This window comes from Labrys sp. (in: a-proteobacteria) (genome assembly GCF_047605565.1).
In the GTDB taxonomy this organism is placed as follows: Bacteria; Pseudomonadota; Alphaproteobacteria; order Rhizobiales; family Labraceae; genus Labrys; species Labrys neptuniae.
Window position 1 is genome coordinate 1 of record NZ_JASGFM010000068.1, and the last position, 19,043, is coordinate 19,043.

At 65.9% G+C, this 19,043-nt stretch carries 21 protein-coding genes and 1 riboswitch; of the genes, 12 read left to right on the forward strand and 9 right to left on the reverse strand.

From position 1 onward, the window contains the following. The 3 genes from QM672_RS31465 to QM672_RS31475 form a co-directional block, all read right to left on the reverse strand. On the reverse strand, window positions 1-458 hold a 458-nt coding region (locus tag QM672_RS31465), incomplete at its 3' end, for a F0F1 ATP synthase subunit delta (RefSeq protein ID WP_415087276.1). Window positions 459-934: 476 nt separating this feature from the next. Beyond that, complete coding sequence (rpmF, locus tag QM672_RS31470; protein WP_068294749.1) at window positions 935-1,120, reverse strand: 50S ribosomal protein L32; 186 nt, start codon at window positions 1,118-1,120, stop codon at window positions 935-937. A 168-nt stretch (window positions 1,121-1,288) separates the two neighbouring features. Next, window positions 1,289-2,020 carry a transglycosylase domain-containing protein gene (locus QM672_RS31475; protein ID WP_311934619.1) on the reverse strand — a complete coding sequence of 244 codons (732 nt, stop codon included), beginning with the start codon at window positions 2,018-2,020 and terminating at the stop codon, window positions 1,289-1,291. 312 nt (window positions 2,021-2,332) lie between these two features. Here QM672_RS31475 and QM672_RS31480 point away from each other — a divergent pair, with 312 nt between their 5' ends. After that, window positions 2,333-3,202, forward strand: a complete 870-nt coding sequence (locus QM672_RS31480; RefSeq protein WP_311934618.1) for a LysR family transcriptional regulator — start codon at window positions 2,333-2,335, stop codon at window positions 3,200-3,202. A gap of 8 nt (window positions 3,203-3,210) precedes the next feature. Here QM672_RS31480 and QM672_RS31485 read toward each other — a convergent pair whose 3' ends face one another. Further along, window positions 3,211-3,636 carry a cupin domain-containing protein gene (locus tag QM672_RS31485; protein ID WP_311934617.1) on the reverse strand — a complete coding sequence of 142 codons (426 nt, stop codon included), beginning with the start codon at window positions 3,634-3,636 and terminating at the stop codon, window positions 3,211-3,213. 115 nt (window positions 3,637-3,751) lie between these two features. Then, window positions 3,752-4,636: a LysR substrate-binding domain-containing protein gene (locus QM672_RS31490; protein ID WP_311934616.1), complete on the reverse strand. Its 885-nt coding sequence runs from the start codon at window positions 4,634-4,636 to the stop codon at window positions 3,752-3,754. 222 nt (window positions 4,637-4,858) lie between these two features. On the opposite strand from QM672_RS31490, the gene QM672_RS31495 reads away from it, so the two are divergent. Continuing rightward, a complete protein-coding gene (locus QM672_RS31495) occupies window positions 4,859-5,629 on the forward strand; it encodes a DMT family transporter (RefSeq protein WP_415087277.1) in 771 nt (256 codons plus the stop codon). A gap of 9 nt (window positions 5,630-5,638) precedes the next feature. On the opposite strand, the gene QM672_RS31500 is transcribed toward QM672_RS31495, so the two are convergent. After that, window positions 5,639-6,526 carry a LysR family transcriptional regulator gene (locus QM672_RS31500; RefSeq protein ID WP_311934614.1) on the reverse strand — a complete coding sequence of 296 codons (888 nt, stop codon included), beginning with the start codon at window positions 6,524-6,526 and terminating at the stop codon, window positions 5,639-5,641. 100 nt (window positions 6,527-6,626) lie between these two features. Here QM672_RS31500 and QM672_RS31505 point away from each other — a divergent pair, with 100 nt between their 5' ends. Beyond that, a complete protein-coding gene (locus QM672_RS31505) occupies window positions 6,627-7,694 on the forward strand; it encodes a YeiH family protein (protein ID WP_415087266.1) in 1,068 nt (355 codons plus the stop codon). Here QM672_RS31505 and QM672_RS31510 read toward each other — a convergent pair. Both QM672_RS31510 and QM672_RS31515 read right to left on the reverse strand, forming a co-directional pair. Beyond that, entirely contained in the window at window positions 7,681-8,688 is a 1,008-nt protein-coding gene (locus QM672_RS31510) for a pyridoxamine 5'-phosphate oxidase family protein (protein ID WP_415087267.1), read from the reverse strand. The genes QM672_RS31505 and QM672_RS31510 overlap by 14 nt on opposite strands. A gap of 44 nt (window positions 8,689-8,732) precedes the next feature. After that, complete coding sequence (locus tag QM672_RS31515; RefSeq protein ID WP_367626664.1) at window positions 8,733-9,344, reverse strand: glutathione S-transferase family protein; 612 nt, start codon at window positions 9,342-9,344, stop codon at window positions 8,733-8,735. 136 nt (window positions 9,345-9,480) lie between these two features. Between QM672_RS31515 and QM672_RS31520 the strand changes: the two genes are divergently transcribed. The 4 genes from QM672_RS31520 to crcB all read left to right on the forward strand — a co-directional run bounded on the left by QM672_RS31520 (window position 9,481) and on the right by crcB (window position 13,096). Continuing rightward, the gene (locus tag QM672_RS31520; RefSeq protein WP_415087268.1) at window positions 9,481-10,404 is read left to right on the forward strand and encodes a LysR family transcriptional regulator; all 924 of its coding nucleotides are present in this window, start codon (window positions 9,481-9,483) and stop codon (window positions 10,402-10,404) included. Window positions 10,405-10,498: 94 nt separating this feature from the next. Continuing rightward, window positions 10,499-12,088 carry an ABC-F family ATP-binding cassette domain-containing protein gene (locus QM672_RS31525; RefSeq protein WP_367626665.1) on the forward strand — a complete coding sequence of 530 codons (1,590 nt, stop codon included), beginning with the start codon at window positions 10,499-10,501 and terminating at the stop codon, window positions 12,086-12,088. A 25-nt stretch (window positions 12,089-12,113) separates the two neighbouring features. Further along, window positions 12,114-12,173, forward strand: a riboswitch (Fluoride riboswitch). Window positions 12,174-12,247: 74 nt separating this feature from the next. Then, window positions 12,248-12,370, forward strand: a complete 123-nt coding sequence (locus tag QM672_RS31530; RefSeq protein WP_311934608.1) for a hypothetical protein — start codon at window positions 12,248-12,250, stop codon at window positions 12,368-12,370. Between the two features lie 288 nt (window positions 12,371-12,658). Further along, entirely contained in the window at window positions 12,659-13,096 is a 438-nt protein-coding gene (crcB, locus tag QM672_RS31535; protein ID WP_415087269.1) for a fluoride efflux transporter CrcB, read from the forward strand. Between the two features lie 10 nt (window positions 13,097-13,106). On the opposite strand, the gene QM672_RS31540 is transcribed toward crcB, so the two are convergent. Continuing rightward, window positions 13,107-14,279: an ROK family protein gene (locus QM672_RS31540; protein WP_415087270.1), complete on the reverse strand. Its 1,173-nt coding sequence runs from the start codon at window positions 14,277-14,279 to the stop codon at window positions 13,107-13,109. 507 nt (window positions 14,280-14,786) lie between these two features. Here QM672_RS31540 and QM672_RS31545 point away from each other — a divergent pair. From QM672_RS31545 to QM672_RS31565, 5 genes are all read left to right on the forward strand, one after another. Beyond that, window positions 14,787-15,863 carry a Gfo/Idh/MocA family protein gene (locus QM672_RS31545; protein WP_415087271.1) on the forward strand — a complete coding sequence of 359 codons (1,077 nt, stop codon included), beginning with the start codon at window positions 14,787-14,789 and terminating at the stop codon, window positions 15,861-15,863. After that, complete coding sequence (locus tag QM672_RS31550) at window positions 15,863-16,693, forward strand: sugar phosphate isomerase/epimerase family protein (protein ID WP_415087272.1); 831 nt, start codon at window positions 15,863-15,865, stop codon at window positions 16,691-16,693. The genes QM672_RS31545 and QM672_RS31550 overlap by 1 nt, the downstream gene beginning before the upstream one ends. Window positions 16,694-16,867: 174 nt before the next feature. Then, window positions 16,868-17,671, forward strand: coding sequence for an alpha/beta fold hydrolase (locus QM672_RS31555; RefSeq protein WP_415087273.1), 804 nt, complete (start codon window positions 16,868-16,870; stop codon window positions 17,669-17,671). Then, on the forward strand, window positions 17,668-18,387 hold the full coding sequence (locus tag QM672_RS31560; protein WP_415087274.1) for a ribulose-phosphate 3-epimerase: 720 nt from the start codon (window positions 17,668-17,670) through the stop codon (window positions 18,385-18,387). The genes QM672_RS31555 and QM672_RS31560 overlap by 4 nt, the downstream gene beginning before the upstream one ends. A 3-nt stretch (window positions 18,388-18,390) precedes the next feature. Beyond that, the coding region (locus QM672_RS31565) for an ROK family protein (RefSeq protein WP_415087275.1) at window positions 18,391-19,043 on the forward strand (653 nt) is incomplete at its 3' end.

Consider the following 19,043-nt stretch of genomic DNA (forward strand, 5'->3'; position numbering starts at 1 on the left):
CCGATCTTGACGATCAGACCGCCGATCAGGCTCGGGTCGACCTTGACGTTGAGGGAGATGTCCTTGCCGGTCGCGCTCTTGAGCGAGTCCTTGAGGACATTGAGATTGTCGTCGGAGAGCGGCTGGGCCGCCGTGACTTCGGCGCTCGCCTGTCCGCGCGCCTTGGCGACCAGCGCGGTGAAGGCGGAGATCATGTCGCCAACCGCGAAGAGGCGGCGGTTATGGGCGGCAAGCTTGATGAAATTGGCGGCAATACCACCGATGCCGGCGCGCTCGAGCACGGCCGTTACGGCTTTGGTCTGCTCTTCGGAGGAAAAGACGGGGCTGCGGACGAGGCGCTTGAGATCGGCGCTTTCCTCGACGAGGCCATTGAAACGGCCAAGATCGGCTGCAACGGAATCGATGGCGTTCTGCTCACTGGCGAGCTCGAACAAGGCATTGGCATAGCGGCTTGCCATGCCGGATACGATCGGTTCTTCCCCTGCCACCGCGTGTCTCTCTGCTGAAACCACTTCGGGAGAACAGCAGTCCAGCCGGGATTCCCCGCACCCGACCGCCCAACCCCTTGGCGGATATGTTGAATTTCCTCACGGTTGCAGGAAGGACAAGGTCCCGCCCCTGCAACACGAGCGCTCACCTAACACACAGGCTTGGCCGACGCAACAAGAGGGAAACACCGAAAACGCGGCGAAAAAACCTCAATCCACCGGCAGAACCCGCCCCGTTTGTCACGGTTCTCGAATGAGAGCGGCGAGGACACCTTCCGCCATCCCGGATCGGAGGTCGGATTCGGCCACACGCCCGCGCGTCAGGTCCCGTGTTTCAGTGCACGAAAAGTTCCGGGCCCCGTCCCGGCGCCCGTACTCAAGACAAACAAAAGGGCCGGCAATCAGCCGGCCCGGACGAGATGCCGCGCGGAGAACCGCGTGCAATCTCAGGCGTCGGACTTCTGGGTCAGGATCTGGCGGCCGCGATACATGCCGGTCTTCAGATCGACATGATGCGGACGGCGCAGTTCGCCCGAATCCTTGTCCTCGACATAGGTCGGGGCCTTGAGGGCATCAGCGGAACGGCGGAAGCCGCGCTTCATGCGGGAGGTTTTTCGCTTCGGAACAGCCATTGGGGTATCTTCTTCGTGGCGTGCGGATGCCGTGACAGTCACGACAGGCCGATGACAAAATCGATTGAAGGCGCAGCCTATACAGGAAGAGAACTCAGGAAGAAAGAGGCTGGCGCGAGAATCTTTCGTCCGGGAAATAGCGCGGCCGGGACCGCGGAGGTGCATACCTTATCTCACACAGTCGAAATAGCCGGACGAGTTGCGGGCGCGGTTGACGATCAGGCCGGCCAGGTTGCGCAGGCGCCGCGTCGGCGAGCCGGCGCTGCGGCGGATCGGATTGGGCAGCACCACGGCGAGCTGGGCCGCCTCGCGGGCATTGAGCCTGGAGGCCGGCTTCTTGAAATAATGCTGGGCTGCCGCCTCGATACCGTAGATGCCGTCTCCCCATTCCGCCACGTTGAGATAGACCTCCAGCACGCGCTTCTTCGACCAGACCAGGTCGGTCCACACGGCCAGCGGCACCTCGAGCGGCTTGCGGGCGAAGGTCGGCAGCGGCCACAGATAGAGATTCTTCACCGTCTGCATCGCGATGGTGGAGGCGCCGCGCGAAGGGCCCTTTTCGCCGCCGCGTTCCAGCACATCCGCGATGGCGCCGAAATCGACGCCCCAGTGACGGCAGAACTGGCCATCCTCGGAGGCCATCACCGAGAAGCGGGCGACCGGCGCGATGTTTTCGATCGGCGTCCAGCGCCGGTCGACGGCTTGGCCGGTGAGATAGCGTCCCAGCATGGGCAGCGAGATCGGCGGCACCACCGTATAGAGGATGGTGAGCACCACGGGCAGGGCCGCGAGCCCGATCGCAACCATGACGAGGCGCCGCCATAGCGTGCGCGAGCTTCTCCTGACGGCCATTGCAACCCCAAGTTCCGGCCTGTCTTCGGGCGCTGCCGCGTCAGCCATCACCCCTGCCCGATCCCTCGTTTCACGCCTCGTCATAGCGCAAAGTGCCAGCCAGCGCACCCGGCTCGTCGCGAAGAGGCGGTGACGGCCCGCCCCAGCACGATGGCTGCAGTTTTCATCCGAAGGAAATGCGGAGTGTCGGCCTCCTGGCCGACATCGTGAAAAAACGTGCTCGTCGGCGACCAGGATGTCGGCAAGGAGGCCGACACTCCGCATGGCCCGCACTCTTTTATTCAGATGCAACCGTAATCCTAGGCAAGTCGGCAGGCACAGATCATATTAGGACAACTGTTCTGCCAAGCTTCAGCGATCATGCATCCTAATATCACGTTCACCCAATTGCGCTGTTTCGTCGCCGCAGCGGAGACCGGCGGTTTCACTGCCGCCGCCCAGCGCATCCATCTCACCCAATCGGCCGTGAGCCAGGCGATCGCCGGGCTGGAGGATGCTCTCGGCGCCAAGCTGCTGATCCGCACGCGCGTGGGCGTGAAGCTCACCGATCTCGGTGAGGCCGCCTTCGCGGAGGCCCAGGCCCTGTTGGCGGGCGCACAGCGCCTGGCCGCCGTCACCAAGGCCAGCGACAAGCTCTCCGGCACGACGCTGCGCATCGGCTCGGTGCAGAGCGCGGCGGCGAGATTGCTGCCTGGTTGGCTCAAACCGTTCCGGGCGCTCTATCCGCAAGCGGGTATCACCCTGCATCTGGGCACCGACGAGGAAGTGAATGACTGGGTGCTCGCCGATGCCGTCGATATCGGCATCAGCGGCGAGCCTCACCCCGACCTCGACAATACCATTGTCGCCAATGACGATTTCGTGCTGATCCTGCCCGGCGGCCATCCCCTGGCCAAGAACGCCTCGATCGGCCTGGACGCCATCGATGGCGAGCGCGCCATCTTCTCGGGCGGCGGCGGCAACCGCCAACTCGACGACGCACTGGCGGCAGCCCGCAGCAAGCCGAACATATTGTTCCTGGTGCGTGACAATGCCACCATCTTCGGCATGGTGCGCGAGGGCATCGGCCTCACCGTGATGCCCGACCTCACGCTGCCGGACGACACCAGCGGCCTCGCAGTCCGCCGGCTGACCCCGCCGCTGCGCCGCGACCTGCATGCCTCCGTCCGCAAGCAGGACATCAGCCCCGCCGGCCGAGCCTTCCTGGAACTGCTGCCGATCGGCAAATAGAACGCGCTTCAATTCAAGGGAGCGGGTATCAGCCCGTAGCGGCGCATGATGGCACCCATTTGCGCAAGATCGGGCGTGTCGGACGCCAGCAGTGCCGCCACTTCGCGGAAATAGTCGATGCCGAGCACGCCAGGCGTCAGCACGACGAGACAGGTCGCCGGCTCCTGTCCGTCATTGCGGAAGGCGTGGACGGTGCCGCGCGGGATGAAGAGCGTCTCTCCCACGCTCAATCCAACTTCACCATCTCCGATTCGGAAGGTCATCTTGCCTTCGAGGCCATAGACCGTTTCGTCCCAGCTTTCGTGATAATGCGCGACCGGCATGCGGGCGTGCGGCTGGACGATCATCTCGAACATGTCGAGGCTGCCCTGCGTGTCCGCCTTGCTATGCAGGAAGCGCAGTTCCAGACCCTTGATGCTGATGACTTCCGACATGGCGCGATCCCCCTGGTCGCCAGTTTCGAGACAGAGATGAGCTGCGGCTCCCTGCGAGCTTGCGCTCCAATCGCTTCCCCGACAAGGGTGGGGCTTTGCCGCCCGGCCGCGCTTCTCAGGCGACTTCGGCCGCGGTCTCCAGCAGCCAGGCCAGGAAGAGTTCCGCACCCCGTCGAATGGGCGGGCGGGCCCGCACCCAGTAATTGCCGAGCAGCAACCCGTCCTGCGGGCCGACCACGGCCAGCAGGCCGTTGCGCAGTTCCCGCTCGATCAGGCGCGGCGAGGCCAGAGTCATGCCAAGGCCCGCACTCGCCGCCTCCCAGGCCGCATCGTCGATCTCGAAGCGATTGGCCATGCGCACCTCGCGCCAGTCGACGCCATGGACCTCGGCCCAGCGACGCCAGTCCCAATCGTCCTGCGTCGCCGAAATCAGGGCTCCCGAGCCGGCCAGTTCCGCGGCACCGGCATCGCGATAGCGGGCGGCAACCTCGGGTGCCGCCACCACGACGCAGACATCGTCGAACAGCACCGCTCCCCCCTGGACAGGATTTTCCGCGCGGGAATAGCCGATGACGAGATCGATGTCGTCATGGTCGGCCATTGCCGAGACCGGTGTCTCCAGGCGGACGCGGATGGAAGGATGAGCCTGGCGGAAGCGGCCGAGGCGCGGAATCAGCCAGCGCAGGGCGAGCGACACCGAGGCGCGCACGAGGACCTCATTGGCGTCGCGCTGCAGCGCGGAAGCCGCCGCCGCGATCATGTCGAGCGCCGGCGCGGTCGCCGCCGCAAAACGCGCGCCCTCCGCCGTCAGCTCGATGGCATTGTTCGAACGGGCGAACAGGCGCACGCCGAGCCCTTCCTCAAGGTGGCGCACCTGATGGCTGACGGCGCTGGCCGTCACGCCCAATTCCTCGCCGGCCGCTTTCAGGCTGCCGAGGCGAGCCGCTGCCTCGAAGACGCGCACAGCGTTGAGGGACGGAAGACGGCGAGGCGTCTGCATCGATTTTCCTCATGCAGCAATCAAAGAACGCGTTTGTTTGCAGGGATGAAATCTGTGACCTCATCAAGCATGACGATTGCAGCAAAATCAACGCCGCTGGCCGGGACAGCCGGCATGAGTGCCAATGCCAAGGGCGCCCTCTGGCTCCTGGTCGGCACCGCCCTGTTCACCCTGATCTTCGCCTCCGGCCGTTTTGCCGGCCCCATGCTCGCGATTCCGTAGATCCTCGTACTTCGCTATGCCAGCGGCTTCGTCACCACACTCGTCGTGGCCAAGGCCGGCGGGCAGTCCCTCACTGCCCTGCGCAGCCCGCAGCCGGGCCAGCATTTCCTGCGCGCCTGCTTCGGCTGTTTCGGCGGCCTGTCGGCCATCTATGCCGCCGCCCACATGCCGGTTGCCGCCGCCAGCGCCATCGGCCTGCTCGAAGGCATCTTCGTGGTCGCGCTTGCCGTGGTCATGCTGGGTGAGACCGTGGGCTGGCGCCATTGGCTAGCCGGCCTCACCTGCGGCCTCGGGGCGCTCGCGGTGGTGATCGGCCAGCACTCGGCCGCCACATCGTTCGGCGACGTCACCGTTCCCGCCGCGATGGCCCTGCTCGGCGCCGTGCTGATGGCCTTCGAGATCATCTATGTGAAACGGCTGACCAAGGGCGATACCCCGCTCTCCATGCTGGCCCATGTCAACCTGTTCAGCTTCCTCCTGATGCTGGTGCCGGCTTGGTTGAGCTGGAAGAGTATCGGGCCTGGCCCGATCCTGGCCTGCCTGATGCTCGGGCCGGTGGCGATCCTCGCCCAATATTGCAACATCAGGGGCTATCGGCTCGCCGACATCGCGGTGGCCGGGCCGATCGGCTATAGCTGGATCGTGTTCGCCGCCCTGCTCGGCCTCCTCGCCTTCGGCGAGGTTCCCGATCTCAAGGCCGCGTTCGGCTGCCTCACGATTCTCGCCGGCGGCTATTGGCTGACCCGGCTCCCCGCGACCAGCGGCGGCTGAGAGACGATCTCACCCGCCGGTCTGGGTGATCACCATCTCCAGCATCTGCGAGGCCTTGGTGCGGTAGCGCTCGCGGTGGCGCAGCATGCGGAAAGCCCGCGGCGGCATGTCGAAGGCGATCCGCACCAGCCGCCCCGCCTGCAAATCGGGCGCCGCGACGAGTTCCGACATCACGGTGGCAAATGGCCCCGAGCGCACGGCCGAACGCACGGCCTCGTTCGAGGGCAGCACCAGAGCGATCTCGAGGGCGCCTGGGTCGACGTCCCGCGCCCGCAAGGCCTCCTCGAAGACAGAGCGGGTGCCGGACCCTTCCTCGCGCATGATCCAGCGCGCGGTGGCGATGTCATAGGGCCGCACCGTACGCCCGTCGGCCCAGGGATGGCCCGGCGCCACCACCACGATCAACCGGTCATGCGCCACCGTCTGCACCGCCAGGGCCGGCTCGTCGATGGCGCCCTCGATGAAGCCGATCTCGGCCGCCCCTTCCAGCACGGCCTGGGTAACGCTCTGGGTGTTGCCGATCTCCAGCCTGAGATCGACATGCGGATGCACGTCATGATAGCGCGCCAGGAAGGGCGCCACCCAATAGCTTGCAATGGTCTGGCTGGCATGCACGACAAGCGAGCCGCGCGCGCCGCTACCAAGTTCGGACAAAGCCAGCTCCGCCGCCTTGGCCGAAGCGAGCGTCGCCCGCGCCGTGGGCAGGAACTCCCGCCCGCCCGGCGTCATCTCGATGCGGCGGCCGACGCGATGGAACAAAGCCGCGCCGTAACGATCCTCCAGCACGCGGATGGCCGAGCTGACGGCCGAAGGCGTCAGATGCAGTTCGCCCGCGGCCTGCGTCAGGTGTTCACGTTCGGCGACCGCCACAAAAATTCTGAGCTGCTCCAGGGTCATCGCAAAACCATTCGATTTTATCGAATGATTTCTACACTATTTTGAAATGGATTGAACAGAGCCAATAAGGCAGAAGAAACCTGTGAATTGCAGGTGGATCATGAGCAGCAAACACGGCAGCCGGTTGAGCGATAGGACGGGACTTCGCGGGATTCTTCCTGGCGCAGGCCTGTGCATCGTCGTCACAGCCCTCGCCATGGCCGCCGAGCTCATCGAGACCAAGCTGTTCGGCAAGGCCTGGCTGGAGGCTCTCGTTCTCGCCATCCTGATCGGCGCCCTGATCCGTACCTTCGCCCAGCCGCATGCCCGCTTCGATCGCGGCATCACCTTCGGCGCCAAGACCCTGCTGGAGGTCGCCGTCGTCCTGCTCGGCGCTTCCGTCAGCGCTGCCGCCATCGCCGATGCCGGGCTCGGCCTGATGGCGGGCATTGCCGGCGTGGTGATGGTGTCGATCATGCTGAGCTTCGGCATCGGCCGCGCCTTCGGCCTGCCGCACAACATGGCCCTGCTGGTCGCCTGCGGCAATTCGATCTGCGGCAACTCCGCCATCGCAGCGACGGCACCGGTGATCGGCGCCAACGGCAAGGACGTTGCCGCCTCGATCGCCTTCACCGCCGTGCTCGGCGTGGTCGCCGTGATCGGCCTGCCGCTGCTGGTGCCGGCGCTCGACCTCACGCCGGGCCAATATGGCGTCTTCGCCGGATTGACCGTCTATGCCGTGCCGCAGGTTCTGGCCGCGACCGCGCCCGTCGCCGCCCTCAGCGTGCAGATCGGCACCCTGGTCAAGCTCGCCCGCGTGCTGATGCTCGGCCCGGTCATCGTGATTCTGGCCCTGATCAGCGATATCCGGCGCAAGGCGGACGCCTCGGCAGCAGGCACGTCCGCCCAGGCACGTCCTCGCCTCAGCCAGATCGTGCCCTGGTTCATCATCGGCTTCCTGGCCATGATGGCTCTGCGCTCCTTCGGCCTCCTGCCACAGGCCTCGCTCCAGCCGATCGCCTCGGCCGCCAATACGCTCACCATCATCTCGATGGCCGCGCTCGGCCTCACCGTCGACATCCGAGCCGTCGCCAAGGCCGGCCCGCGGGTGACCTCGACGGTGATTTTGTCCCTGCTCGCTCTCGGCGTGATCAGCTACGCGCTGATCGTCCTGCTCAAGGTTGCCTGAAGACCGTTTTCAGCAGGGCGCTCGCCTCGTCCCAGCTCCCCGTCGCCAGCGAGTGCGGCGAGGCACCATCTTCGGGCGAATGCCAGCGCAGCGGCAAAGCGCCCGGCCTCAATATGATCTGCCTGGGCCGAAAGCGCAGCAATTGCTCGGCGCCTTCGAAGGCGGCGATCTCCGGCCCCTCCAGGATCACCTCGCCGTCTCCCGAGAGCTGGAGCAGGTCTCCCGTCGCGAAATCGACGAAAGTGAAGCCGCAGCACGGATCGACCAGGATGTTGCCCAGCGTGTTGAAGAAGAGATTGCCGGCAAAATCCGGCATCAGCAGGCTGCCGTCGTCCTGTACCGCCACGAAGCCCGGCCGGCCGCCGCGATGGGAGACGTCGACCTGCCGGTGGCCGGCCGCGCCCACCACCGAAGACGCGATGAAGAGTGTCTCGGCGCCGGCGATCAGAGCCGCCGCAGGGCCTTCGATGCGATCGAAGCGCCGGACCGGCAGCGTGGAAGCCGCGGCCGGATCGCGAGCGAAGCTGAAGTCGCGCAAGCGGATATAGCGCGGGCAATTGCCGAAGCTCTCGCCGACCCCGACGTCGAAGGCGTCCGGGCCCGTGCGCCGCACCGTGCCGTTGAGCCGGTTGCGCCGCCTCGTATGCAGCTCGATGCCGAGCAGGCCGATCGCGGCACCATCCTCCAGGCCGGAAGCCGCAGGGTCGGCAGGATCCGCCATGGCTGCCACATGCAGCGCGTGGGGCTCGGGCGAATGGAGGAACCCCGGCCGGCCGGCCAGGATCGTTGCCCAGATCTCGCCGGCACGATCGGCGGCACCGACGACGATGAAGGGAAGCAACGGGTAGAAATCGCGATGCTGCTCGATCAGATGGTCACGCAGCACGCGCCGCCCGACCACATCCATGCGCTCGGCGGCTCCCGCCCGGCGCTGCAGGGCGAGCTCGCCCTGATGCCACGGTGAATCCGCGGCGACAGGCACATTGCCATCCATGACATTTGCCTTTCGAAAGCGTTTTGCGATGAGACGGAGCCGCCTCAGGCGGCCAGCCCGATAGCGGTCTTCTGGAACGGCACGAAGCCCGGCAGGGCCTCGACCCGCCGCAACCACGCGCCGATCTGCGCATAGGGCGTCAGATCGACATTCCCCTCGGGGGCCGAGGCGATATAGCTGTAGAGGGCCACATCGGCAGCGGTCGGGCGATCGAGAACGATCCAGTCGTGTCCGACCAATTCCTGGTCGATTAGTCCGAGAATGGCATGAGCCGCCGCCAAGGTCTGCTCGATGTCATATTTGGCTCCGAAAACCGTGATCAGGCGAGCGGCGGCCGGGCCCATCCGGAGCTGGCCGGCCGCGACCGAGAACCAGCGTTGCACGGCTGCCGCGGCGGCCGGCTCGGTCGGCAGCCAGCTCTCCAGGCCGAGCTTGCGGGCGACATAGACGATGATGGCGAGCGAATCCGGCACGATGACGCCGCCATCGTCGAGAACCGGTACCTGGCCCAGCGTGTTGAGCTTGAGGAAATCCGGCCTCTTGTGTTCGCCGGCCTTCAGGTCGACATCCACCAGTTCATGGGGCACGCCCACCAGCGACAGAAACAAGTGGGCCCGATGGGAATGGCCCGACAGGGGATAGTGATAGAGCTTCATAGGTAACCTCCTCGCCAATGCCGGCGTCGTAGGAGGATTTTGATCATTTCGACTGGGATAGAGAATATGGATTGCATGCAAGACATCATTCCCAATATTGAAATAATCATTCGACCGCGATAGCAGAGGGAAGTTCATGGATCGCTGGCAGGCCATGCGGGTCTTCGTGAAGGTGGCCGAGAGCGGCGGCTTCGCCGAGGCCGCCCGCCGCCTGTTCATGAGCCCGCCCGCAGTCACCCGGTCCGTCGCCTTTCTCGAAGATGCCATTGGCGCGCAGCTTCTGGTGCGCACCACCCGGTCGCTCAAGCTCACGGAGACCGGAGAGCGCTACCTGCATGACTGCCAGCGCATCCTGGCCGACCTTGCCGACGCCGAAGCGGCTGCCGCCGGCTCCTACACCACGCCGACGGGCACGCTGGTCGTCACCGCGCCCGTGATGTTCGGCCAGCTCCATATCCTGCCCGTGGTGATGGATTATCTCGGCCGGCATCCGGTCGTCAGCGCGCAGACCCTGTTCCTCGACCGCATCACCAATCTGGTCGAGGAAGGCATGGACGTTGCCATCCGCATCAGCCATTTGCCGGATTCGGAACTGACGGCGATCCGGGTCGGCAGCATGCGGCGGGTGATCTGCGCCTCTCCCGCCTATCTCGCCGAACATGGCGAGCCGCGCAGTCCCGCCGACCTAGCCGGTCACAGCGTCATCGCCAGGATCGGTGCCTGGCCTCGACTGGAATGGCGCTTCGGCCGCGACGAAAAGATCCATGTCGGCATCCAGCCGCGGCTGATGTGCAACCTCAACGAATCGGGGATCTCGGCTGCCATCTCCGGCTGGGGGCTGGTGCGCGTTTTCGCCTATCAGGTCGACACGGCCCTGCGAGAAGGCGCGCTGCGCACCGTGCTGACCGAGTTCGAGGAAGAGCCGGTGCCGATCCATATCGTGCATGCCGGCGGCCGGGCTCCCTCCGCCAAGGTGCGCTCCTTCGTCGATTTCGCCGTGGAACGCCTGCGGGCGAATCCGATCTTCGGCGACCTTGCGCGAGCTCGCCCACTCTCCTAGATAGGAGACGTCGGCCACCCCAGTGAGTGAGAAGCAATGGATCTGAACCTGACCGCAACACCGCTTTGCCTTGTGTCAGGGATCATCCATTCTCATGCCTGCTTCGATTACGCTCTCCAATCTCTCCTGGTCCACGCCTGACGGCCATGCACTGTTCTCCGGGCTCGACCTGAGCGTCGGCCCCGAACGGTCCGGCTTCGTCGGCCGCAACGGCGTCGGCAAGACGACCTTACTCAAACTGATAGCAGGGGATCTCCAGCCCCGTTCCGGCCGTGTCATCGTCCATGGCAGCCTGGGACGCCTGCGTCAGGTCGTCCAAGTCGGACCGGATGAGACTGTCGCCGACCTCTTCGGCGTAACGCAGGCCCTCGCCTTGCTTGCCCGCGCGGAAGCCGGCCTTGCCTCCGCCGAAGATCTCGTCACCGCCGACTGGACCCTGGAGGCCCGTCTCGCCGCGGCCTTCGCCCGGGTCGGCCTGCCGATCGAACCCGATACCCCTCTGACGACATTGTCGGGCGGGCAGCGCACGCGGATCGGCCTGGCGGCGCTGGTCTTCGCCGAGCCGGACTTCCTGCTGCTGGACGAGCCGACCAACAATCTCGACCGCGAGGGCCGAAAGGCCGTCATCGATCTCCTCGCCGGCTGGCGCGGCGGGGCGGTGGTGGTCAGCCACGACCGCGAACTGCTCGAGGCCATGGATGCCATCGTCGAGCTGACCTCGCTCGGCGCCAGCGTCTATGGCGGCAATTGGAGCCAGTACCGGGCACGCAAGGCCCTGGAGCTGGCGGCAGTCCGCCATGATCTGGGCGAGGCCGAGAAGCGGCTTGATGAAGCCGAGCGCAAGGCCCAGATCGCCGCCGAACGCAAGGCACGCAAGGACAGCGCGGGCCGCAAGGCGCGAACCAAGGGCGATGCCCCCCTGCTGCTGCTCGACGCGAAGAAGGAACGCAGCGAAAAGAGCGGAGGCGCGGGAGCCCGCCTGGCCGAACGGCAGCAGTCACAGGCGAGCGAAGCTCTCTACAAGGCGCGCGAACGCCTCGAGATCCTGCAACCCTTGTCGGTGAAACTCGCGTCCACGGGTCTGCCCGCCGACAAGGTGGTCCTGCGCCTCGATGCGCTGCGTTTTGGCTACGAGCCGCTTCGGCCTGTCCTGGACGACCTCCGCTTCACCCTCGCAGGGCCCCAGCGCGTCGCCGTGACCGGTGCGAATGGCAGCGGCAAGACGACACTGCTCGGCCTGGTCACCGGGCGGCTGCAACCCCAGGCCGGCCATGTCTGGGTCCTGCCCGGCTTCGCGCTGCTCGACCAGGAGGTGAGCGTGCTCGACCCGAGCGAGACGATCCGCGACAATTTCAAGCGGCTCAATCCGCGATCGGACGAGAATACCTGCCGTTCGGCCCTGGCCCGCTTCATGTTCCGGGCGGACGCGGCTCTCCAGAAGACCGGCAGCCTCAGCGGCGGGCAGATGCTGCGGGCCGGCCTCGCCTGCGTCCTGGGCGGAGAGCGGCCGCCGCCATTGCTGATCCTGGACGAGCCGACCAACCATCTCGACATCGATGCGATCGAGGCGGTGGAAGCAGGCCTGCGCGCCTATGATGGCGCCCTGCTGGTGGTCAGCCATGACGAGAGCTTTCTGGAGGCCATTGGCATCACACGGCGGCTGGAACTGTCTCCGGCAGCTTGACCCCGCTGGGGCCCAGGCCGTAATGTGGGGACATGGGGATGGAGTCCCCCCAAACCGCCGCAAGGCTGATGACTCCTACCAGGTGCTTGGCGCCGGTAGGAGTTCGTTCCAACTCCCGCTTTCGTCGAAGTGCCGCAGCGATCTCCCTGGAGGTATGCCATGCGCCCTTCGCGGCCAGGACGGCCGATCCCGCTTCTCCTCCTGCGCATCTGGCTGATTTTGGCTGTCCTCGGCCTGATCGGCCTTGCCATCGCCTGGCGGCTGGGGCTGATTCCGCCCTGAATCACGGAGTGTCGGGATTTCAGATTGGCGGTGGCCTAAACCCAATACCATTCACGCGAGCGCCTTCAAGTTTGCACTACCCTTGTCATTGCCGGGCTTGACCCGGCAATCCAGCCCGGAGCCCGGTCAAGTCGCGGGTTTCTGGATAGCCGGGTCAAGCCCGGCTATGACAAATCGTAGTGGTTCCTTGCTAGGTGATCCGCATTGGGCCTAAGCCCGGCTATCCTCATCAGACCAGCCTATTGCCGCCGAAATCTTCATCTCTCTCACCGAATTTTCGGAGCATCCATGTCACCCGTGCTCGCCAACACCATCATGATCGCCATCGGCGGCGCCATCGGCTCCGTCGGCCGCTATTGGATCGGTTTGTGGATGGCGCCCTACAGCGAAAACCTGCCCTGGGCGACCATTCTCATCAACATCGCCGGCTCCTTCGCCATCACCTTCTTCGGCACGCTGACCCTCGCCAATGGCCGGGCGCCCCTGCCCGATCTCTGGCGGCTGTTCTTCATGGTCGGCATCTGCGGCGGTTTCACCACCTTCTCGTCCTTCAGCCTGCAGACCTTCGAACTCCTGCACATGAACATGCCGCTGCGCGCCCTGATCAATGTCGGTGTGTCCGTGGTGCTCTGCGTCGCCGCCTCGGCACTCGGCTTCTATGGCGCGGCAACCATCAATGGCACGCAGCAGGCAGCGCAGGTTCAGATCGACGAGGAAACATCCTGATCTTCGGGCATCAACTGCCGATCTCGATGTTGGAGACGTCGAAATCCTGGTGATGGGCGATGGTGGCGGCGCCGATGGCGCATTCCATTTCGCCCAGGGTCGAAAGACGGATCTGCGGCCTGGTCATGCCCGGCACGATACCAGCGCCGACGGCTTGCGATAGTCGATCAAGGCGGGCGGCGAGCACAGGGCGCATGGCGCCCCCGAGCACGATCGTCGAGGGGTTGAAGATGTTGGCGAGCGAGGTCAGCCCGATGATGAGGTGGCTGGCGAGTTCGTCCATGGCCGCGCCGGCACCGCGATCGCCGGCCTGGGCGGCAGCCGCCACCATGGCCGGCAAGGCGGAAAGAGAATCGACGCCGAAGCCCTGCCCCGGCCGATAGAAACGATCGAGCGCGGCGATGTTGACGAAGCTCTCCAGGCAGCCCTGCTGCCCGCAGGAGCAGCGCGGCCCCGCTTCGCGGATGCGGATATGGCCGAACTCGTTGCCGGTGCCCTCAGCTCCGCGGACGAGCCGCCCGTTGACGATGGCCGCCCCGCCGCACCCGGCTCCGAGCTTGAGATAGACGATGGCGTCGGCCTGCAGTCCGGGTTGGGTATAGACTTCGCCGAAGGCGGCAGCGTGGGCATTGTTCTCGACGAAGACGGGCGCGCTGAGCGCCTTCTCGGCCAATGCCTTCAGGTTGAGATCCTTCCAGCCCAGCATGGGCAGATGCACGACATAGCCATCCGAGCGCACCAGGCCGGGCACGGTGATGCCGATGGAACGCAAAGGCTGCGCCAAGCCGCGGGCATAGGTGGCGATGGCATCAACAGCTGCCTCCGGACCGACCGGATGGGCCAGGCGCGCCGTGCGGCTGTCGACCACTCCCAGCGCCAGGTCGATCAGGGCAAAGCGCACCACGCCGACGCCGATCTCGGCTCCGAGGAAATAGCCGCCGCTCGGATTGAGGGCGATATCGACGCCGGGCCGACCGACATCCCGGCGCGCATTGTCCTCGCGAGAGGTGCGCCGCTCGACCAGGAGGGAACTGGCCGTAAGATTCTCGACCAGATTGGTGATGGTGGCGGGGGTCAGGCCGAGACGCCGGGCAAGTTCGGCCCGAGGCATCGCTCCCTGCAGGCGCAGCTGGGTGAGAATGCGCCGCTCGTTCACATAACGCGCGAAGGTCTGGTCAGCCATGGTGTCGCCTCCGCCCGAATCTCTAGAATGGCTTTGCGATTCGACCGAATCACCTAAAGCAAAGTGCGTTCAAGCGCGAACGCCCATTTGCTCTAACTCTTTGTTCCGACGCGTCTTTGCGATTCTTGGTGATTCCACCAAATCGCAAAACGCTTTAGAGCAAAGCGCGTTTAGACGGAAACACTGGTTTACTCTCACTCTTTAGTTCCAGGCCAATCCTGCGGATCGGCTGAAGCGTCTTTGCCATCCTTGGCGATTCCGCCAAATCGCAAAACGCTCCGGAAACACGAGGACGCCTTGGTACTGACAGTAAGAGCAGAAGACGCGTCCGGCTCAAACACGCTTTGCCATGGGCCAAACTATTGAGGACGAACGTTTGCCTGGCTGGAGGCATTTTCCCAAAGCGCCAAAGCACCCCTGCCATGCCCGGGGACGACAGCAGCAAAAGCCTTGCACTTCATATTTGTTTAGATAATAAATAAATTATAGAAAACACAGGAAGCCCTGATGCCGAAGAAGGAAGAGCGCCGCCTCAAGGTCGGCGTGCTGGGCTGCGGCCCGATCGCCCAGGCGGCCCATTTCGAAAGTTGCACCAAGGCCCGCAACGCCGATCTCTATGCCATCTGCGACGTTGCGCCCGACCTGCTGGAGCGCATGGCCTGGACCCACAAGCCCGAAAAGACCTTTTCGGACTATGCTGCCATGCTGTCCGATCCCGAGCTCGATGCGGTCATCGTGGCGACCTCGGACGCCTTCCACGTACCGGCCTCGATCGCCGCGTTGGAAGCGGGCAAGCACGTGCTCAGCGAAAAGCCTGTCGGCATCGGCGTCGAGGAGGTGGAAACCTTGCGCAGCGCCGTGGCTGCCAGCGGCAAGGTGTTGCAGGTCGGCCATATGAAGCGCTTCGATGCCGGCCTCGAAGCCGCCAAGGCCTTCATCGATACGGAAATGGGTGAGATGCTCGCCCTCAAGGCTTGGTATTGCGATTCGACGCACCGTTACCCGATGACAGATGCGGTCCAGCCCCTGATCGTCACCAGCAAGCAGGCGCGCAGGCCGGCCGCCGACCCCAAGGCCGACCTCCAGCGCTATTACATGCTCGCCCATGGCAGCCATCTCGTCGACACCGCCCGTTATTTCGGCGGCGAGATCGTCGAGGTCGAGGCCCGTTTCTCCGAGCGCTTCGGCGCGCGCTGCTGGTTCGTCGACCTTGCCTTCGCCAACGGCACGCTCGGCCATCTCGACCTCACCGTATCAGTGCGCATGGATTGGCACGAAGGCTTCCAGATCTATGGCGAGCATGGCAGCGTGCTCGGCAAGACCTATAACCCCTGGTACTACAAGAGCAGCGACGTCGACATCTTCCATGAAAAGGACGGCGCCACCACCCGCGTCCTCGGCGCGGACGGTCATTTCTATCGCCGCCAGCTCGAGGGCTTCGCCGACGTCATCCTCAAGGGCGCGCCGATGCGCGGCGCCGACATCGAGGACGGCGTCGCCTCTGTCCGGGCGATGATCGCCATCGCCCAATCCGTCCGCGAGGGCCGCGCCGTGCGGCTCGCCGACGTCAAGGGAGAGCTGTGATGCGGCTCGGCATCTTTGCCAAGACCTTCCCCGGCAGTGAACCGGGAACGGTGATGGCGGCTGCCCGCGCGGCGGGCTATGGCAGCGTGCAATACAACATGGCCTGTTCGGGCCTGCCCGCCATGCCGGAGACCATCCCCAACGGCATCGCCGAGTCGGTCCATGCCGCAGCCCTCGACCAGAATCTCGAGATTGCCGCCGTCTCCGCAACCTACAACATGATCCATCCCGATCCGGCCCAGCGCTGGCGCGGCCATGACAGCCTTGAAGTCATCGCTGGCGCGGCCCATGGCATGGGCACCCGCCTGCTGACGCTATGCACCGGCACGCGCGACCCGGACGACCAATGGCGCGGCCATCCCGACAACGCCGCGCCGGAGGCCTGGCGCGATCTCGCCACCAGCCTGGAAACGGCCCTCGATATCGCCGAGCGGCACGATATCGATCTCGGCATCGAGCCGGAACTGGCCAATGTCATCGATTCCGCCGCCAAGGCCCGGGCGATCATCGACGAGATGGCAAGCCCCCGGCTGAAGATCATCCTCGACCCGGCCAATCTCTTCGAGGTCGCTTCGCTTGCCGAGCAGCAGCGCCTGGTCTCCGAGGCCATCGACCTCCTGGCCGACCGCATCGTCATGGCCCATGCCAAGGACAGGGACGCGGCCGGCGGCTTCACCACGGCCGGCAAGGGCGTGCTCGACTATGACCATTATCTCGCCGGCCTGGCCCGCATCGGCTTCGACGGGCCGCTGGTCACCCACGGCCTTGCCGCCGCTGAGGCGGCAGAGGTGGCCGCGTTCCTCGGCCGGAAGCTGGCGGGGATTTCATGACGACAAGCGCCGAACGCCACGCGACATCTCCTTCTCCCCTTGCGGGAGAAGGTGCTGGCAAGCGGATGAGGGGTCTCGCCATGGCCAGCCAGCGTAGCGAAACCCCTCATCCGGCACTTCGTGCCACCTTCTCCCGCAGGTGGAGAAGGGAAGATAAGTCGCGGAGCAGCTGACATGAGCGTCTTCCAGCGCCATGGCCTCCGCCTCGCCGTGCATGACCGCGGCAGCGGCATGCCTGTGGTCTTCCAGCACGGCCTGTGCGGGGATGCCGCCCAGCCGGCCGAGGTCTTTCCCTTCGAGCTGCCGGCCCGCTGCCTCACGCTGGAATGCCGAGGCCATGGTGGCTCCGAAGCCGGCGACCCCGGGCTTCTTTCGATCGCCACCTTCGCCGACGACCTGGCGGGCTGGCTCGACAGCCTGGCGCTCGGCCCCGCCGTCCTCGGCGGCATTTCCATGGGTGCGGCGATCGCCCTGCGCCTCGCCGTCACCAGGCCGGAGCTGGTGCGGGCCCTGGTGCTGGCCCGGCCGGCCTGGATTGCGGAGGCCGCCCCCGCCAATATGGCGCCCAATGCCCAGGTCGGCGCGCTGCTTGCGGGCCACGAGGCCGCCGAAGCAAGGGCGCTGTTCGAGACCTCCGATACGGCGCGCGATCTTGCCGCTGGTGCGCCGGACAACCTCGCCTCGCTGCGCGGCTTCTTTACGCGAGAGCCCCAGGCCGTCACCGCGGCCCTGCTCGCCCGCATTTCGGCCGATGGACCCGGCGTCTCCCGCACCGATATCGCAGCCCTGAGGATTCCGACGCTCGTCATCGGCACCGAAGTCGACGCCATCCACCCGCTCGGCCATGCCGAAACGCTCGCCGCGCTCATTCCGGGCGCCCGGCTCGCCCGCATCACCCCCAAGGCGCTGGACAAGCCACGCTACGTCCAGGATTTTCGCGCCACTCTGGCGCAGTTCCTTTCGGAGACCCCCGCATGAAACCCGCTCCCGGCTGGCTCGAGGCCCTGCCTGCCGACCGCCTCCTTGCCGAATTCTCGCTGTGGTCGGCCGACCTCGGCCGCCTCGCCGAGGACATCGCCAGGGTCGAGCGCCATGTCGACATCTTCCATGTCGACGTCGCCGACGGCCATTTCTCGCCGGCCCTGCTCTACTTCCCGGACCTGACCGCGGCGGTGCGCAAGGTGACCGCCAAGCCCATTCACGTCCATCTGATGACGACGGACGACATCCTCCTCGACCAGATCGACCAGTTCGCCGAAGCCGGCGCCGACCTGATCAGCATCCATGCCGAGAACGCCAATGCCGATGCCGCCCTCGCCCGTATCCGCGAGCACGGCCTTGCCACCGGCATGGTGCTGCAGCTCCACACACCGGTCGCGGCGGCCGAACCCTTCCTCGACCGCCTGGATATGCTGACCCTTCTCGGCACCCTGATCGGCATCAAGGGCGTCGGCCTCGACGATTCGGCCCTGGCGCGGCTGCGCGAAGCCCGCAAGCTGATCGCCGACTACCTGAACGATGACTTGGCCGGTCGCCGCATCATCCTTGCCTCCGATGGCGGCAATCGCGAGCACACCGTGCCCAATCTGCGCCTAGCCGGCGCCGAGACCATCGTGATGGGGTCGCTGGCCTTCGGCGCACCGGATCTGGCCGCCCGCATCGCCTGGGTCCACGGCCTCGAGCGGGAGCCCTGACCCATGTATCGGCGCGCCATCGGCATCGATCTCGGCGGCACCCAGGTACGCGCCGCCCTCGTTGATGATACCGGCACCGTGCTCAGGCGCGCCGCGACCCGCACGGATGTCGCCGGCGGCCCAGCCGCCGTGATGGCGCAATTCCGCAACCTCATCGAGGAAGTCACCGACGACAAGAGCCTCGGCTCGCTCTCCGGTATCGGCGTCTGCGCTCCGGGGCCGCTCGACAGCCTCACCGGCACCTTCATCCACATCCCGACCCTGCCCGGCTGGGAGAACTTTCCCCTGCGCGACGAACTTGCCGCCGCGCTCGGCCGGCCGGTGGTGCTGGAGGGCGACGCCATCGCCGCCTGCTACGGCGAATGGCGCTTCGGCGCCGGCCGCGGTCTCGACCATCTCCTCTATGTCACCGTCTCCACCGGCATCGGCGGCGGCGTAGTCAGCGACGGCCGGCTCCTGCATGGCAGGCGCGGCATGACGGCTCATGTCGGCCATTTCCGCCTGGCGCGGAAATGCCACCCGGCCGGAGACGAGCCGCGCTGCAGTTGCGGCGCCGCTGGCTGCTTCGAGGCTTTCGCCGCCGGCACCGCGCTCGACCGGCGTGCGCGCGAAGCCGCCCTCGCTCATCCCGGGAGCAGCCTCGCCCGCCTGACGGC

What these genes read in the sequence shown, in the direction of transcription:
- QM672_RS31530 (WP_311934608.1), top strand. Translation starts at nt 12,248, where the DNA reads ATGCGCCCTTCGCGGCCAGGACGGCCGATCCCGCTTCTCCTCCTGCGC.
- QM672_RS31510 (WP_415087267.1), bottom strand. Translation starts at nt 8,688, where the DNA reads ATGGATGGCAATGTGCCTGTCGCCGCGGATTCACCGTGGCATCAGGGC.
- QM672_RS31485 (WP_311934617.1), bottom strand. Translation starts at nt 3,636, where the DNA reads ATGTCGGAAGTCATCAGCATCAAGGGTCTGGAACTGCGCTTCCTGCAT.
- QM672_RS31550 (WP_415087272.1), top strand. Translation starts at nt 15,863, where the DNA reads ATGCGGCTCGGCATCTTTGCCAAGACCTTCCCCGGCAGTGAACCGGGA.
- QM672_RS31500 (WP_311934614.1), bottom strand. Translation starts at nt 6,526, where the DNA reads ATGACCCTGGAGCAGCTCAGAATTTTTGTGGCGGTCGCCGAACGTGAA.
- crcB (WP_415087269.1), top strand. Translation starts at nt 12,659, where the DNA reads ATGTCACCCGTGCTCGCCAACACCATCATGATCGCCATCGGCGGCGCC.
- QM672_RS31490 (WP_311934616.1), bottom strand. Translation starts at nt 4,636, where the DNA reads ATGCAGACGCCTCGCCGTCTTCCGTCCCTCAACGCTGTGCGCGTCTTC.
- QM672_RS31545 (WP_415087271.1), top strand. Translation starts at nt 14,787, where the DNA reads ATGCCGAAGAAGGAAGAGCGCCGCCTCAAGGTCGGCGTGCTGGGCTGC.
- QM672_RS31560 (WP_415087274.1), top strand. Translation starts at nt 17,668, where the DNA reads ATGAAACCCGCTCCCGGCTGGCTCGAGGCCCTGCCTGCCGACCGCCTC.
- QM672_RS31525 (WP_367626665.1), top strand. Translation starts at nt 10,499, where the DNA reads ATGCCTGCTTCGATTACGCTCTCCAATCTCTCCTGGTCCACGCCTGAC.
- QM672_RS31505 (WP_415087266.1), top strand. Translation starts at nt 6,627, where the DNA reads ATGAGCAGCAAACACGGCAGCCGGTTGAGCGATAGGACGGGACTTCGC.
- QM672_RS31540 (WP_415087270.1), bottom strand. Translation starts at nt 14,279, where the DNA reads ATGGCTGACCAGACCTTCGCGCGTTATGTGAACGAGCGGCGCATTCTC.
- rpmF (WP_068294749.1), bottom strand. Translation starts at nt 1,120, where the DNA reads ATGGCTGTTCCGAAGCGAAAAACCTCCCGCATGAAGCGCGGCTTCCGC.
- QM672_RS31515 (WP_367626664.1), bottom strand. Translation starts at nt 9,344, where the DNA reads ATGAAGCTCTATCACTATCCCCTGTCGGGCCATTCCCATCGGGCCCAC.
- QM672_RS31480 (WP_311934618.1), top strand. Translation starts at nt 2,333, where the DNA reads ATGCATCCTAATATCACGTTCACCCAATTGCGCTGTTTCGTCGCCGCA.
- QM672_RS31520 (WP_415087268.1), top strand. Translation starts at nt 9,481, where the DNA reads ATGGATCGCTGGCAGGCCATGCGGGTCTTCGTGAAGGTGGCCGAGAGC.
- QM672_RS31555 (WP_415087273.1), top strand. Translation starts at nt 16,868, where the DNA reads ATGAGCGTCTTCCAGCGCCATGGCCTCCGCCTCGCCGTGCATGACCGC.
- QM672_RS31475 (WP_311934619.1), bottom strand. Translation starts at nt 2,020, where the DNA reads ATGGCTGACGCGGCAGCGCCCGAAGACAGGCCGGAACTTGGGGTTGCA.